Raw genomic sequence first — 15,827 nt, 5'->3', positions numbered from 1 at the left:
CGAAATCTCGGGGTCGGACGGCGTCGCCGCACCTTGGTGAAGCTTTCGGGGGGGGGCTGGGCGCGCGCGGCTCCTATGACGCGAGCGCCAGTAACCGCCGCGCGGCGGCCTGGTCGGCGACGATCTTGTCCAGGGTCTGGGCGTCCAACACGGCCAGAAACGCAGTGGTGGCTTCGTTCAGCGCTCGGGGCAGGCCACAGACCGGCGCGACCTTGCAACTGCCGCAGTCCACAAGCTGGAAGCCGTCCTCGGTCTCGCGCACCACATCGCCGATGCGGATCTCCGAGGCCGGACGACCCAGGCGCAGCCCGCCGCCGCGCCCGCGCTGGGCCGTGACAAACCCGGCCTTGGACAGCTGCTGCACCACCTTCATCAGGTGGTCCTTGGAGATGCCGTAGGCGCGGGCGATCGCCTGGATCGAGACCGTCTGATCTTCGTGCGCGGCCAGGTGCAGCAACACGCGGATCGCATAGTCGGTGTAGCGGGTCAGGCGCATTTGGAGGGTCGCTTACAGGTCCGTTTCGCCGGCGTCGAGAGGGGCGCCGAGCAGACGCGGGAAAAGAGGTACGTAAGAGGCATCTTTTCTTGTTCCGGCTCCAGCATGGATATAGATGCATCCGTTCTGCATCTTATAAAGAAGAGCGCCCCCATGACGACCCCGCTGAGCAACAAGACGATCATCCTGGTCAAGGCCACGGTCCCGGCCCTCGCCGAGCATGGCGCGGCGATCACCGCGGCGATGTACGCCCGCCTGTTCCGGGACGAGCCCATCCGCGCCCTGTTCAACCAGGCCAACCAGGAGTCGGGCGCGCAGGTGAAGGCGCTGGCCGGGGCTGTGCTGGCCTACGCCAAGAATATCGACAACCTGGGTGTCCTGGGCGCGGCGGTCGAGCGCATCGCCCAGAAGCACATCGGTTACAACATCCTGCCCGAGCACTATCCCTACGTCGCCACGGCCCTGCTGGGCGCGATCGAGGAGGTGTTGGGCGACGTCGCCACCGACGAGATCCTGGCCGCCTGGGGCGAGGCCTATTGGGCCCTGGCCAATATCCTGATGGGCCGCGAGGCCGGCATCCGTCACGAGATCGAGAGCCAAGACGGCGGCTGGAGCGGCTGGCGTGCGTTCGTGGTCGAGAAGAAGATCCGCGAGAGCGCGGTGATCACCTCGTTCGTCCTGCGGCCCCAGGACGGCGGCAAGGTGGCGGCCCACAAGCCCGGCCAGTACCTGACCTTCACGTTCGACACGCCGACCGACAAGGGCGTCAAGCGCAACTACTCGATCAGCCAGGCCAGCAACGGTGAGACTTATCGCATCTCGGTCAAGCGCGAGACCAACGGCTTGGCCTCGGGCCACCTGCACGACGCCATCCAGGTCGGCGACGTCCTGATGGCCACCCCGCCGGCCGGCGACTTCCACTTCAAGCCCGCCGCGCGTCCGGTGGTGCTGCTGAGCGGCGGCGTCGGTCTGACGCCGATGGTGGCCATGCTGGAAACCATCGCCGCCGACCATCCGGAGCTAGAAGCCCACTTCGTCCACGGCGCGTTGAACGGCGACACCCACGCCATGGCCGATCAGGTCAAGGCCCTGGCCGCCGCCCACGGTCACGCAAAGGTGGCCACCTTCTACAGCGAACCGGGCGCGGCCGACGTGCTGGGCCAGACCCACGACGTCGAGGGCTTCGTCTCGATCGACTGGCTGAAGGCGGAGACGCCGTTCGACACCGCCGACTTCTACCTGTGCGGTCCCAAGCCGTTCCTGCGGGTCCTGGTCCAGGGCTTGGTCGCGGCGGGAGTGGAGGCCGATCGCATCCACTATGAGTTCTTCGGCCCGGCCGACGAGGCGTTGGCGGCCTAGTCCTTCAACTCCACCCAGACCGGCGCGTGGTCGCTGGGCTTCTCGCGAGCCCGCACGCGCCGATCGACCCCAGCGGCGACCAGGCGCTTGGCCAGGATCGGGTCCAGCATCAGATGGTCGATCCGCAGGCCGGCGTCGCGGTCGAAGCGGCGGCGCAAATAGTCCCAGAAGGTGTAGATCCGCTCGTCGGGATGTAGCGTGCGCAAGGCGTCGGTCCAGCCCTGGTCGAGCATGTAGCGATAGGCCGTCCGCACCTCGGGCCGGAACAGGGCGTCGTCGCGCCAGCGGTCAGGAACATAGACGTCCAGGTCGGTGGGAATGATGTTGTAGTCGCCGGCCAGGATCACCGGCCGGCCCTCGGCCAGCAGGTCCTCGGCGTGCAGCAGGAAGCGCGCGTACCATTTCAGCTTGTAGTCGAACTTGGGCCCCGGGGCGGGATTGCCGTTCGGCGCGTAGAGGCAGCCGACGATCAGGTCGCCGATCTCGGCCTCGATATAGCGGCTGTGCGTGTCTTCGGCGTCGCCATCCAGGCCCCGCCGGCGTTCGACCGGCGGATCGCCGCGCGCCAGGATCGCCACCCCGTTCCAGGCGCTTTGGCCGTGCCAGATGGCGCCGTAGCCGGCTTCGCGGAGCGCGGCTTCCGGAAACCGGTCCTGCGGGGCCTTCAGCTCCTGCAGGCAGGCCACGTCGGGCTTTTCCTCGTCCAGCCAGCGCAGGAGCGCGGCGAGCCGGCCGTTGACGCCGTTGATGTTGAAGGTGGCGATCCGCATCGCGGTCCAACGGCGCGCCGGAGCGGCGGGTTCCGGGTGGCGCCGCGAACGTCCTGGCCAAAAAACTTGAGCGGTGGTGGTGTGCGTCCGGCGGACATGCGCGTCATGTCTTGCAGGGCGCGGTATCAGGCTCGGTGAGGTTCGACGGTGCGGCAGGCGACGCCACACGATCTGAGAGGATTGGATCGGCGCTACAGGCCAGCGCTGATGGCCTTCTTCATGCGCCGCGCCGCCAGCCACAGCGACGCCGAGGACATGACCCAGGAGCTGTTCGCCAAGCTGGCCCGGGTCGAGGACCCCGCCATGGAGAACGCCGACGCCTACATCTTCCAGATGGCCGCCAACCTGCTGCGCGACCGCCACCGGCGCGAGCGGGTGCGGGCCAGCTATCGCGCGACCATCGCGGCCGGCGACCCCGTCGACCTAGAGCCGCTGGACCCGGCCCGCATCCTGCTGGGCCGCGAGGATCTGGGCGCGGTGTCGCGGGTCCTGCGCGAGCTGCCCGAGCGCACGCGGGCGATCTTCCTGCTCTACCGGCTGGAAGGCATGAAGCAGGCCGAACTGGCGACCCTCTACGGCATGACCACCAGCGGCGTGCAGAAACACATCCTCAAGGCCATGGGCCACCTGACGCGACAGCTGAGGGCGGGCGAATGAGCGGACCCATGGACGACGACACGATGGATCTCGACCTCGACCTCGCGCTGGACCAGGCGGCCGAATGGTGCGTGCGCCTGTCCGAGGGCGAACTGACGCCGGCGGAGCAACTGGAGCTGGACGCCTGGTTCGCGGGGCATCCCGAGCATCGCGAGCTGCTGGACGACGCCGTCGCCGCCTGGCGGGCGGTGGACGAGCAGGCCGCCCATCCCGGCATGATCGCTTTGCGCGGCGAGGCCTTGAACGATCTGCGCCGCGCCCAGCGCCGGCAGTGGGCCAGCAAGCCCGGCCCACGGGTGGCGATCTGGAGCGCCGCCGCGGCGCTGGTCGCCGCGGTCGCGCTCGGCGGCGGGCTCGCCTGGCGCGCCAGCCTGCCGGACGTCTACCGCACCACCGAGGGCGAGCGGCGCATCGTCGAGCTGGCCGACGGCTCGCGCGCCTCGCTGGACGCCGACACCGTGCTGAAGGTCCGCTACGACGGCGATCGCCGCCGGCTGTGGCTGGAGCAGGGCCGCGCCAAGTTCGCGGTGGCCAAGGACCCGCTGCGGCCGTTCTCGGTCGCCGCCGGCGGCAAGCTAGTGGTCGCCACCGGCACGACGTTCAGCGTCGAACGGATCGCCGGCCAGATGCGCGTCGTGCTCTACGAGGGCCACGTCGCCGTGCTGGACGGGGAGGGCGCCAAGGGCAGCCCGCCGCCGCTGCTGCGCGTCAATGGCGCGCCGACCGAGAAATCGCTGACGCCCGACCACGAGCTGGTCGCCCAACTGAATTCGGACGCCGCCACCGTCGCCCCGGCCGATCCGGCCCGCGCCGGCGCCTGGGAGACCGGCCAGCTGGTGTTCCAGGACGAGCCCATGAGCCTGGCTGTCGAGCGGGTGAACCGCTACGCCCGCGAGAAGCTGCGGATCGGCGATCCCACGGTCGCCAACCTGCGGATCAGCGGCGTCTTCACGTCGGGCGATACCCGCGCTTTCGTCGACGGCGTCACGGCCGTGCTGCCGGTGCGCGCCGTCAACGGCCAGGGCGAGACCGTGCTGCGCTCGTTCCAGCGCCAACCAAAAAACTTCACGGGTGGTGGTGAGTCCTCCGTGGAGTGAGGCGTCTCACTTACCAAAAGCGCCGAGACGACAGAACAAGCGGCGCGAGGGAGGGACGTATGAGCAAGTCTTTCGATCAACGCTGGCTGCTGGGCGCTTCGGCGGCCGTGCTGATGGCCCTGGCCGCGCCCGTTGCTGTCCAGGCGCAAGCCCGCACCGAGCAAACCTATGACATTCCGGCCCAGGACCTGGCCGGCGCCCTGCGCGCCTTCGGCCGGGCCTCGGGCAAGCAGCTGGCCTTCGACGAGAACCTGACGCGCGGCAAACGGGCGCCCAAGCTGAAGGGCGAGTTCAGCGCCGACGAGGGCCTGACCCGCCTGCTGTCCGGCTCGAACCTGGTGGCCCAGCCCACTGCCAGCGGCGTCTACGCCATCCGCGAGCGACCGCTGCTGGTCTCGGCCAGCGCCGCCGGCCAGGTCGCCGCGCCGGCCACCGCCGTAGAACAAAGCCGTCCGGAAGAGCCGGCGCAGGTCGACGAAGTGATCGTCGTCGGCACTCCCGGCGGCGCGGGGATCGACAAGCTGTCGGCCAGCTTCGCGGTCACCACCGTCAACGCCCAGGACATCCTGAAGGCCTCGCCCAAGAGCAGCGCCGAGCTGCTGTCCCTGGTGCCCGGCGTCTGGGTCGAGACCTCGGGCGGCGTGGCCGGCGCCAACGTCTTCGTGCGCGGCTTCCCCGCCACCGGCGACGCCGAGTTCCTGACCATCCAGCTGCAGGGCGCGCCGATCTATCCGCCCTCGACCCTGTCGTTCCTGGAGAACTCGTCGATCTTCCGCGTCGACGAGACCATCTCGCGGATGGAAGCCCTGCGCGGGGGTCCCAACCCGATCTTCTCGAACGGCCAGCCAGGCCTGACGACCAACTTCATGCTCAAGGAAGGCGGCGAGGAGACCAAGGGTCTCGTCAAGGCCACCACCTCCGACTACGGCCTGCGCCGCGTCGACGGCGTGGTCAGCGGCAAGCTGGCCGACGATCTCTATTTCATGGCCGGCGGCTATGTGACCCGCTCGCACGGCATCCGCGACACTCAGTTCGACAGCGAGCGCGGCCAGCAGTTCACGGTCAACCTGACCAAGCGGCTGGAGCGCGGCAAGGTCAACTTCTACGCCCGCTTCACCGACGACCACGGCGCCTGGTATCTGCCGTTCGCGATCAACGTGCCCGGGGTCGACAAGGGCGAATACACCCAGCTGGGCGAACTCTCGCGCCAGCAGACCCTGCAGGTCCACGCCAACGGCCAGACCCGCGACTTCGACCTGGCCCACGGCCGGGGCTGGAAGGGCTATGTGGCCGGCGGCAGCTTCGAGCACGAGTTCGGCGACGGCTGGACGGTGCGCGACCGTTTCAGCTTCACCAAGGGCGACGCCGACACCTATGGCCTGGTGCCGGATGGCGGGGCGGTGACGGCGGCCTCGGTGGCGACCGTGATCGGCGGCCCGGTCCGCACCCGCGGCGGCGCGGCCCTGGGCGCGGGATCCTATGTCCAGAACTGGGGCGCCTGGATCGTCGAGAAGGACATCGAGGCCTTCGTCAACGACTTCAGCATCAACAAGAAGATCGGCGGCCACTCGATCTCGGCCGGCTACTACGCCTCCAGCTTCTCGTCGGACGATTTCTGGACCATCGGCAACTTCAAGCCGATGCAGGTGAAGGCCAATGGCGACTACCTGGCGACCAATGTAAGCTGCGCCAACCTGACCACGGCGGGCAGCGGCTCAGGCTGCTGGGCCTATGGCCTGAACTCGAACGGCGACGGCAAGGTCAACGCCTTCTACCTGGCAGATTCCTGGCAGATCATGGACGCCCTGCGCCTGGACGTCGGCGTGCGCCACGAGACCTTCGACACCGACTATGTCGTCGACGACGGCAACGGCTATCCCGACGGCCTGGCTCTGCGCACCGTCGACTACAGCAAGAGCAAGCTCTCCTACACGGCCGGCCTGAACTACGACCTCTCGGAGATCTCGGGTGTCTTCGCCCGCTACTCCAAGGGCTACAAGTTCCCCAGCTTCGACAACTTCCGCGAAAACCTGACGGACGTCTTGAGCGTCAAGCAGTACGAGTTGGGCTACAAGCTGCGCTCGGGACCGTTCGAACTTTACGCCACCGGCTTCGCCAACACCTTCGACGGGGCCAAGTTCGCCGACGTCGGCGGCATTCTGGAGACCAATGGCAACAAGGCGCGTGGCATAGAGCTGGACGGCCGCTGGCGCTCGGACTTCGGCCTGTCGCTGTCGCTGAACGGCACGCTGCAGAAGACCGAGATCAAGAAGTCCTCGATCGCGGCCAACAAGGGCAATAGCGCCCAGCGCCAGCCCAACTGGCAGATCCGCTTCACGCCCAGCTACGACGTCCAACTGGGTTCGGTGGCGACGACCTTCTACGGCACGATCAGCGCCGTGGACGATCGCTGGGGCGACAACGCCAACACCCAGAAGCTGAACGGCTACACCAAGGTGGATCTGGGCGCGATCTTCAACGTCGGCGATTTCAGCGTCCAGGTCGCCGCCGACAATCTGACCGACAGCCACGGCCTGACCGAGGGCGATCCGCGGTCCACGAGCGGCGCCAACGCCCGCCCGATCCTGGGCCGGTCGGTGCGTTTGTCGGTAGGCTACAACTTCTAGTCCCACGATCCTCCATATCCCCGTACACTCGCGCGGACCGGCCGCCTCCTCGCCGGTCCGCGTTTTTCTGTTCCGTGAGGCTCCGCATGATCCGCCTGGTCGCCGCGACGCTCGCCGCCCTGACATTGTCCTCGGCCGCCCAGGCCCAGGACGCGGCCAAGATCCCTACGCCAGCGGACACCTATCAGGATCTGTTCCACCAGGTTCAGACCAGGCGGATCTTTCCGGACGGCAAGACCTTCGTCGACGCGATCCCCAAGCGCGCGCCGGAAAAGATCATGGTGGCCTATCGTGGCCATGCCCGGTTCAGCGACGCCGAGCTGAAGCGTTTCGTGCGGGCCAACTTCATCGTGCCGGAGGCGGGGCGGGCGCCCAAGCCCTCGGCCAAGCGCACGACGCTGAAGGCCCACATCGCCGCCCTGTGGCCGCACCTGACCCGGCCGCCGGTCAAGCCCGTCCCCGGCGGTTCCGCCCTGGCCATGGCCAAGCCGTTCGTCGTGCCCGGTGGGCGCTTTCGCGAGATCTACTACTGGGACAGCTACTTCACGATGCTGGGCCTGAAGGCCGATGGCCGTGACGATCTGGTCGACAACATGATCGACGATTTCGGCGGCCTGATCGACACCTATGGCCACATCCCCAACGGTGCGCGGACCTACTATCTGAGCCGCTCGCAGCCGCCGTTCTTCTTCGCCATGGTCGGGCTGTCCAGCGCGACGGACCCCAAGGTGCTGAAGACGCGCGTGGATCTGATGCGCCGCGAGCATGCGTTCTGGATGGAGGGCGAGGAGGACGTGAAGCCGGGCGAGGCCCATCGCCGGGTCGTGGCCATGGCCGATGGCGGGATCCTCAACCGCTACTATGACGACCGCGCCACGCCGCGCGACGAGTCCTACCGTGAGGACCTGGCGACCGCCGCCAAGAGCGGCCGGCCGCGGGACGAGGTGTTCCGCGATCTGCGGGCCGGCGCCGAGAGCGGCTGGGACTTCTCCTCGCGCTGGATGGCCGACGGCAAGACGCTGGCGACGATCCAGACCACCGCGATCACGCCGGTCGACCTCAACAGCCTGATGTATGGCCTGGAAAAGGCGATCTCCGCCGGCTGCGCCACGCTGGCCGACGCCGACTGCGTGTCCGAGTTCGACCGCCGCGCCCACGCGCGGGCCGAAGCGATCGACTTCTACCTGTGGGACTCCGCCAAGGGGGCCTATCTCGACTATCAGTGGAAGACCAACCAGCGGCTGGATCACCTGAGCGCGGCGACCTTCTACCCGCTGTTCGTCGGCGCGGCCGACGAGCGCAAGGCCCATGTCGTGGCTCAGAAGGCTTGGGACGAACTGCTGGCCCCCGGCGGCTTGCGCACCACAACGGTCCGCACCGGCCAGCAGTGGGACACGCCGAATGGCTGGGCGCCGCTGCAGTGGGTGGCGGTCTCGGGCCTGCGCCGCTACGGCGAGGACGCCCTGGCGGCCGAGATCTCCAAGCGCTGGCTGGCCACGGTCGAGCGCGAATACAAGGCCAGCGGCAAGATGCTGGAGAAGTACGATGTCGAGGAGGCCAAGGCCGGCGGGGGCGGGGAGTATCCGACCCAAGACGGTTTCGGCTGGACCAACGGCGTCGCGCGGGCGCTGATGGAGCCCGCCGTATCCGGACGATAATCATTCTCGGAAACCGTCCACCCAGTCACAAAAGCTACGCAGTAACGCCCTAAGAGCGACGCAAAGTTCAGAGGCGCTCAGCGTCCGAATTCTGGTCGAAGCTAGGGTCTCCTTTAAGACAGTCTTATGACTGTGCGCCTCTCCGCGCGCCTGTGTTCGGAATTCGGACGTCGCGCCGACGCGTTTGTTTCCATCAGGAAACGAGTACTGTCGGGGATTTCCTATGTCGATCCAAACGTCGCGCCTGAAGCACGGGCTGGCCTTCCTGTTCTCCAGCAGCATGTTGCTGACCGTGGCGCAGGCCCGCGCGGCCGATCTGGCCCCCGCCGCCGAGCCGGCGGCCGACGATTCCCGCATCGAGGAGGTGATGGTCACCGCCCGCAAGCGCTCGGAGAACGTCCAGACCGTGCCGACCCCGGTGACCGTGATCTCGGGCAATGAGATCCAGCGCCAGAACCTGCTGAACTTCACCAACTTCCAGTACAAGTTCCCGGCCTTCTCGGTCTATCTGACCAATCCGAAGCAGCAGAACCTGGGCATCCGCGGCATCGGCAACAACGGCTTCAACACCGACGGGATCGACGGTTCGGTCGGCATCTTCGTCGACGGCGTCTATACTGGTCGCCAGGGCATGGTTAGCGGCGACTTCAGCGACATCGCCGACATCGAGCTGCTGCGTGGCCCACAAGGCACGCTGTTCGGCAAGAACACCACGGCCGGCGCAGTGATCATCAATTCCAAGCTTCCGACCTTCACGCCGGAAGGCTCGGCCGAGGCGACGTTCGGCGAGGACAGCCTGAAGCAGTTCAAGGCCAGCGTTTCGGGCCCGATCCTGGACGGCAAGCTGGCCGGCCGCATCTCGGCCTTCTACACCGACCGGGACGGCAACTATCCCAACCGCGCCGGCGGCCCGGCCGCCAACGCCCGCCAGAGCGAAGGCGTGCGCGCCCAGTTCCTGGCCAAGGTCGGCGACGACGTTACCTTCCGCCTGATCGCCCAGCACACCGAGCAGAACTTCAATTCTATCGGCCCGGTGACGCTGGCGGTCTACAATCCCGCCGCCCTGCAGGCACGCATGGCCGCCGCCGGCTACACCCTGCTGGTCAGCGACGCCGAGAAGCGCGAGGTCAATATCGACGCCCCGCTGACGGCGACCACCCACGCCAACCTGGTCAGCGGCGAGCTGAACTGGGACCTGGGCGAAAAGGGGACGATCACCTCGATCAGCGCCTTCCAGAACTGGACCTGCTTCACCAACAACGACAACGACTACACCCAGCTGAACGCCATCCCGGACTACGGCTCTTGCAACGTCGAGCGCCAGTACTCTCAGGAGCTGCGCTGGGCCTCGCCGAAGGACAAGCCGGTCGAGGCGGTGGTCGGCGCGTTCCTGTCGACCCAGTACCTGGGCGTCAATTCGCGCATCCGCTTCGGCAATCAATACTACATCTGGGCGGCCAACCCCTCGGCGACGGCCTTCCCGACCCTGGGCGGCAAGACCTGGGCCCAGGGCGCCTATGCCGACGCCGTGGCCGGCTTCGGCATGCGCTCGTACGCCAGCTTCCACACCGATACGGCCGCCGTGTTCGGCAACGTCGTCTGGCATCCGGACGCCGACCGGAAGTGGGCCATCAACCTCGGCCTGCGCCAGACCTGGGAAGACCGCGACTACGCCTATAGCGGCTGGGTCGAGAGCAATCTCGGCAATCTGACCCAGGCCCAGATCACCGCGATGTCGGCCGCCGGCGCCAACGCCCAGCTGGGCCGCGCGACCGATGCGCTGAAGGACAAGTCGCTGTCGGGTCAGATCGGCGTCAGCTATCGCCCGACCGCCGACTTCATGGCCTATGTCACCGCCGCGCGCGGTCACAAGTCGGCCGGCTTCAACCTGCTGCCGTTCGACCCCGCCACCGCGATCTACGGCGCCAAGCAGGATGTGGAAGGCGAGACCTCGGACAACATCGAGGCCGGCTTCAAGAGCGAGTGGTTCGACCGCCGCCTGCTGCTGAATGTCACCGCCTTCGACACCGAGGTGAAGGACTACCAGGCCAACCAGGCGATCGGAGTCGGCAACACCGCCGTCAAGTTCCTGGCCAATGTCGGTTCGCTACGCTCGAAGGGCGTCGAGGTCGAGAGCGAGGCGCGCCTGGGCGAGCTGCGCGTCAAGGGCCTGCTCGGCTACAACGAGGCGACCTATGGCAGCTTCCACAACTCGGTCTGCCCGGCCCAGCTGACGGCCCCGACCTGCGACCTGACCGGCCGCCAGGTCGCCTGGGCCCCGAAGTGGACCAGCAGCGTCACGGTGAACTACGAGCACTCGTTCGTGTCGGGCACGACCAGCTATGTGACCCTGGACGCCAACTGGCGCTCGACCCAGAACACCACGATCACCCTGGATCCGGCGGCGCAGATCAAGGAATACGCCCTGGCCAACCTGCGGATCGGCACGCTGTTCATGGACGATCGCCTCGACCTGCAGGTCTGGGTCGAGAACCTGGCCGACAAGGCCTACTACATCAACCTGCTGGGCCTGACGAAGTCGACCGGCATCATCCAAGGCTATCCCGGCAATCCGCGCACCGTGGGCGCCACCATTCGCTATCGCTTCTAAGGGGCAATTCCCAAACCCGCTCATCCCCGCGAAAGCGGGGACCCAAGCTGACCTTCAGTTTTTGAAGCAGGCCGTGACAGGCTTCCCGACGCCGCTTGGCTCCCCGCTTTCGCGGGGATGAGCGGTGAAAGGGGGCTCACTTGAATATCGATCCGCCTAGGGAGCCGTCCATGAGCCGTCGCCTCGTCGCCGCCCTCGCGAGCGTCGTCACCCTGGCCGCCACGGCCAGTGCGTCGGCGCAATCGCTCAGCTACCTTACCCCGCACTGGGACAAGCACGCGGGGGACGTGGCGGTGAGCTTCGAGGGCAAGACCTATGTCAACCACGGCCTGGTGGCCGTGGGCTGGCTGCCGGCGGCGACGCGCGACTTCAACGGCGAGAGCCTGGGCTCGTTCTCCAGCATGGCGCTGGACGGCTGGAAGCGGGACGCGGACGGATCCTATGAAGGGATCCTCCGCACCCTGCCGGATCGCGGACCCAACAATGTCGGGCCGTTCGCCGGCACGACCGACTATTCCAACCGCGTCCACACCCACGCGATCAGGCTCGTCCCGGGCAAGGGCCTGACCATCACCCCGACCGGCGGCTTCCTGCTGAAGGACCAGGCGGGCGCGCCGTTCACGGGCAAGGATCCGGGCTCGAACATCCTGGTCCGCGACGGCGTCCGCTATCCGTCGCCGGCCGCCGGCGAGGGGGCGGGGCGGATCAGCCTGGACTCCGAGGCCATCGCCTATCTGCCGGACGGCGGCTTCTACGTTTCGGACGAGTACGCGGCCGGCATCTATCTGTTCGACAAGACCGGCAAGCTGACCGGGGCCATCGAGACCGTTCCGGCTCTGAAGCCGATCAAGAAGGGCCAGCTGGACTTCGGGGCCGAGAAGGCGCCGACCACCGGCCGCCGCAACAACCAGGGCCTGGAGGGCTTGGCCGTCACGCCCGACGGCCAGCGCCTGATCGCGGTGCTGCAAAGCGCGACGATGCAGGACTCGACCTCGAACAACGCCACCCGCAACAACACCCGGGTCCTGGTCTACGACATCGGCAAGACCCGCACGCCGCTGGCCCCGATCGGCCACTATGTGCTGCAATTGCCGACCGTGCGCGAGGCCGGCGACGGCCAGGCCGCCGACGCCACCGCCGCCCAGTCCGAGATCGCCGCGCTGAGCGACAGCCGCTTCCTGCTGCTGGCCCGCGACGGCAACGGCCGCGGCAAGGGCGCGCCGAACGCCCCGGTCTACAAGAGCATCCTGCTGGTCGACCTAGCCGGCGCCACCAACCTGGCCGGCACGCCGTACGAGCAGGACGTCACCCCGATCGCCAAGGACGGCGTCCTGAACCCCGACATCAAGCCGGTCACACAAGCCGAGCTGGTCAACCTGCTGAACCCGGTCCAACTGGCCAAGGTCGGCATGAACCTGTCGGTCAGCCCGTCCACCGCGGCCAGCCTGCCCGAGAAGCTGGAGGCCCTGGCCCTGGCGCCCGCGCTGGACAGAGCCGCCCCGCGCGACGTCTTCCTGCTGGTCGGCAGCGACAACGACTTCGCCACGGCCACCGGCCGGATCAACGGCCAGGACTTCGACGCCGCGCTGAAGGGCGACACCGGGACGGGCGACAACGACAACCTGATCCTGGTCTATCGCCTGACCCTACCTCGATGACCTTGCCTAACTAGCTTGACCCCTCGGGCCGGCGCGCCTACCCCGGACGGCGAAGGCATGGAGATCGCGAGATCTCCGGGAACGCGGTGACCAATCCGCGGCTGCCCCCGCAACTGTGATCGTCCGTCGATCGTCACGGCACTGGCCACTGGGACCCCCTCTCGACCTTGAGGAGTCCTGGGAAGGCGCCGCGACGGGAGGGCGTAAGCCAGGAGACCGGCCTTCGTCACATCAACACGGCCGGCGGGGTGTCCGGCGAGGGCAGGGTGATGAACGAGACAGCCGACGAAGCCTCGGGTGAGGCCGCCAGGAACGCGCGCCATAACGCCAAGATGAAGGTCATCCAGGCCGCCCGCGCCAAGATGATGGCCGAGCGCCAGCTGGAGAAGGGCCTGCTGATCGTCCATACCGGGGCGGGCAAGGGCAAGACAACTGCGGCGCTGGGCATGGTCTGCCGCGCCATCGGCCACGGCCAGCGGGTCAGCGTCGTCCAGTTCATCAAGGGCGCGATGCAGACCGGCGAGAAGGTCGTGTTCGACGCCTTTCCTGACCACGTTGAGTTCCGGCCGATGGGCGAAGGCTTCACCTGGGACACCCAGGACCGCGCCCGCGACATCGCCGTGGCCCGGCTGGCCTGGGACGTGATCAAGGCCCGCATCGCCGATCCCGACTGGGACATGGTGGTGGCCGACGAGCTGAACATCATCCTGCGCTATGACTACCTGCCGCTGGAGGAGGTGCTCGAGGTCCTGGTCAATCGGCCGGAGGGCAAGCACGTGGTCGTCACCGGCCGCAACGCCCCCGACGCCCTGATCGAGGCCGCCGACCTGGTCACCGAGATGGCGCAGGTCAAGCACCCGTGCCGCTCTGGCGTGAAGGCCCAGGCGGGGATCGAGTTTTGACCCTGCTGCGCGAGGCCGACGACGGCCCGGCGGTGGTGGTCTGCAACACCTGCCGGGTTTCGGAAGCGGAACGCGAGACGTCCGAGGGCGTGCGGGGCGGGGCAGTGCTGGCGGCGGCGCTGCGCGAGATCGCACCCGGAACCGGCGTGGCGATCCAGGAGATGCCGTGCCTGTTCAACTGCGCGCAGCACTGCTCGATCCATCTGCGGGCGCCGGGCAAGATCGGCTACGTGCTGGGCCGGTTCGAGCCGACGCCGGAGGCCGCCCGCGCCATCCTCGACTACGCGGTCGCCTACGCCGCCAGCGACGAGGGCGTGGTCCCGTACCGCCAGTGGCCGGAAGGCGTGAAGGGTCACTTCATCGTCCGCGTGCCGCCGGCGGGAAGGCTGGTCGGGGCGTAGACCTTGCGCCGGGAGCGTGGCGTCCGCAGTCTGCGGGACGGCGTGCCCGGAGGCTCCATGTCCGACGAATCGTTCGACATCCCGCAAACCGCTCTGGCTGAGTTCGAGGCGGGGCCGCTGCGCGCGCGCGCCGAGGTTCGAGTCACGCCGCGCGGCGTCCTCGCTATCGGCGTCATGCTGAGCGGCCTCCTATTGTCCTCGGCGGTTCTGGTCTGGTGTTCGCGTCGGCGGCTTGGCGATGCAAGACGCTATCGGACGGGGGGATCTGACGAGTAGATGATCGAGACGATCCGCCAGCCCTCGGCGCCGCGAACCAGCTGCCAGCTTTCACTGCCGCGGTTCTGCTCCTGGCCATCGATCAAGAAGCTGAAATCGAAATAGAGGGTCGCGATCGTCCCGTCGCTAAGGATCTTCATGTCGCCGTGACGGGGATCCAGGCTAGCCTTGCTGTTGGAGACCATCGCGGCGAAGGCCTGGGCGCTGCCCGGGCGGAGCTTGGCGACATCGGGCTTCGCTCGCCGGGCTCGGGTGAGGGCCTCGTCCGACAACGCGCTGTACCAGGCCGTTCCGGTCGGCGCGAACAGCTGAAGGAGCCGCGCGCCGTCATGGCTGACGACCGCCTCGTGATAGGCGGCGACGAGCGTATCGACGGTGCGTGTGTCGGACTCGACGGAGGCGCGCGCTGACGCGGGCGCGAGAAGGGTCAGGGCGCCGGCGAGGGCGAGGAGACGAGAGCAGGGCAAGACATGGCGTCCTTTTGCGAAAGAAGGCGCAAGCCTGTGCTTCCTCGGCTGACGGCTGACGACTCAAGAACGGCTAAAGAATCGATCGTGAACCGAGCGTCGCGCCCATATCGCGGATGCGATCGGCGCTGTGACGCGCCAGGCGATCGTTCGGCCCCGGTGCGAAGCCCGACCAGACGACGACGCCGGTCGCGTGGTCGATCGCGGTGAGCGCCAGCTCGGGCGCGCCGTCCCAGAGGATGAGGCGGGTGCGTAGAATGAGGCTTCGTTTCGCCCTGGAGTTCTGAGTGATCCTGAAGCCGCGAAGATGCGTGGCGCTGTCCATGACGACGCTGCCGAGCGCCGTCGCGAGCGGCGCGTATTCGGTCCGACCCGTCTCGTTGCGCGTCGGTTCGATCACCAGCGCGACCGGCGCGCGCGCATTAAGCGCGACGATCGCCAGCAGCGCCGCCGCCAGGAAGGCGGACGACGGCGCTAGCCGTCGTGTCCAAATCCGCGGCCTGACGATGATCGGCGCCTGGGGCGCCGCCAGCCGGTAGCCGCGTTTCTTGACGGTCTGGATCAGCGTGGGCGCGCGGGGATCGTCGTCCAAAGCGCGGCGCAAATCGCCGATCACGATCGCGAGGCTGTTGGGGCTGACTGTCCGCCCGCGCCAGATCAAGGTGACCAGCTCGTCCTTGCTCACGACCATACCCCGACGGCGGCAAAGGATTTCAAGCGTACGCGCGGCGCGTTCCTCGAGTGGACGCGTCTCGTGCGGAGCCTGCAGGCGGCAGGTGTCGGGATGGAACGTCCAGCGCCCGATACGGTGGACTGGCGGCGACGTGTCGTTGTTTTCCACCTCCGGC

The 15,827-nt window shown here is 67.9% G+C and carries 13 protein-coding genes and 1 riboswitch; of the genes, 9 read left to right on the top strand and 4 right to left on the bottom strand.

Annotation, left to right across the window (positions count from 1 at the left end; genetic code table 11):
* Positions 1–73: 73 nt before the first annotated feature.
* Entirely contained in the window at positions 74–496 is a 423-nt protein-coding gene (locus tag ABIC66_RS21790) for an Rrf2 family transcriptional regulator (protein ID WP_354073071.1), read from the bottom strand.
* Between the two features lie 153 nt (positions 497–649).
* On the opposite strand from ABIC66_RS21790, the gene hmpA reads away from it, so the two are divergent.
* Complete coding sequence (hmpA, locus tag ABIC66_RS21785) at positions 650–1,855, top strand: NO-inducible flavohemoprotein (protein ID WP_354073069.1); 1,206 nt, start codon at positions 650–652, stop codon at positions 1,853–1,855.
* Here the strand turns inward: hmpA and xth are convergent.
* Entirely contained in the window at positions 1,852–2,625 is a 774-nt protein-coding gene (xth, locus tag ABIC66_RS21780) for an exodeoxyribonuclease III (RefSeq protein ID WP_354073067.1), read from the bottom strand. The genes hmpA and xth overlap by 4 nt on opposite strands.
* 147 nt (positions 2,626–2,772) lie before the next feature.
* On the opposite strand from xth, the gene ABIC66_RS21775 reads away from it, so the two are divergent.
* The 8 genes from ABIC66_RS21775 (at position 2,773) to ABIC66_RS21740 (ending at position 14,236) form a co-directional block, all read left to right on the top strand.
* Complete coding sequence (locus ABIC66_RS21775) at positions 2,773–3,282, top strand: RNA polymerase sigma factor (RefSeq protein WP_056046042.1); 510 nt, start codon at positions 2,773–2,775, stop codon at positions 3,280–3,282.
* Between the two features lie 8 nt (positions 3,283–3,290).
* A complete protein-coding gene (locus ABIC66_RS21770; protein WP_354073065.1) occupies positions 3,291–4,379 on the top strand; it encodes a FecR family protein in 1,089 nt (362 codons plus the stop codon).
* 59 nt (positions 4,380–4,438) lie between these two features.
* Complete coding sequence (locus ABIC66_RS21765) at positions 4,439–7,006, top strand: TonB-dependent receptor (RefSeq protein ID WP_354073063.1); 2,568 nt, start codon at positions 4,439–4,441, stop codon at positions 7,004–7,006.
* An 86-nt stretch (positions 7,007–7,092) separates the two neighbouring features.
* Entirely contained in the window at positions 7,093–8,664 is a 1,572-nt protein-coding gene (treF, locus tag ABIC66_RS21760; RefSeq protein ID WP_354073061.1) for an alpha,alpha-trehalase TreF, read from the top strand.
* A gap of 223 nt (positions 8,665–8,887) precedes the next feature.
* Positions 8,888–11,275, top strand: a complete 2,388-nt coding sequence (locus ABIC66_RS21755; protein ID WP_354073059.1) for a TonB-dependent receptor — start codon at positions 8,888–8,890, stop codon at positions 11,273–11,275.
* A gap of 170 nt (positions 11,276–11,445) precedes the next feature.
* Positions 11,446–12,933, top strand: coding sequence for an esterase-like activity of phytase family protein (locus tag ABIC66_RS21750; RefSeq protein WP_354073057.1), 1,488 nt, complete (start codon positions 11,446–11,448; stop codon positions 12,931–12,933).
* A gap of 36 nt (positions 12,934–12,969) precedes the next feature.
* A riboswitch (cobalamin riboswitch) is annotated at positions 12,970–13,172 on the top strand.
* A 30-nt stretch (positions 13,173–13,202) separates the two neighbouring features.
* Positions 13,203–13,835, top strand: coding sequence for a cob(I)yrinic acid a,c-diamide adenosyltransferase (gene cobO, locus ABIC66_RS21745; RefSeq protein ID WP_354073055.1), 633 nt, complete (start codon positions 13,203–13,205; stop codon positions 13,833–13,835).
* A complete protein-coding gene (locus tag ABIC66_RS21740; RefSeq protein WP_354073053.1) occupies positions 13,832–14,236 on the top strand; it encodes a DUF1636 domain-containing protein in 405 nt (134 codons plus the stop codon). Before cobO ends, ABIC66_RS21740 begins: the two co-directional genes overlap by 4 nt.
* Before the next feature lie 248 nt (positions 14,237–14,484).
* On the opposite strand, the gene ABIC66_RS21735 is transcribed toward ABIC66_RS21740, so the two are convergent.
* Positions 14,485–14,979 carry a Cif family virulence factor gene (locus ABIC66_RS21735; RefSeq protein WP_354073051.1) on the bottom strand — a complete coding sequence of 165 codons (495 nt, stop codon included), beginning with the start codon at positions 14,977–14,979 and terminating at the stop codon, positions 14,485–14,487.
* 73 nt (positions 14,980–15,052) lie between these two features.
* Positions 15,053–15,820, bottom strand: coding sequence for a winged helix-turn-helix domain-containing protein (locus ABIC66_RS21730; RefSeq protein WP_354073049.1), 768 nt, complete (start codon positions 15,818–15,820; stop codon positions 15,053–15,055).
* Positions 15,821–15,827 lie beyond the last annotated feature (7 nt).

It is taken from the genome of Caulobacter sp. 1776 (assembly GCF_040545685.1).
Lineage (GTDB): Bacteria > Pseudomonadota > Alphaproteobacteria > Caulobacterales > Caulobacteraceae > Caulobacter.
This window is presented reverse-complemented; position numbering and strand designations above follow the sequence as displayed.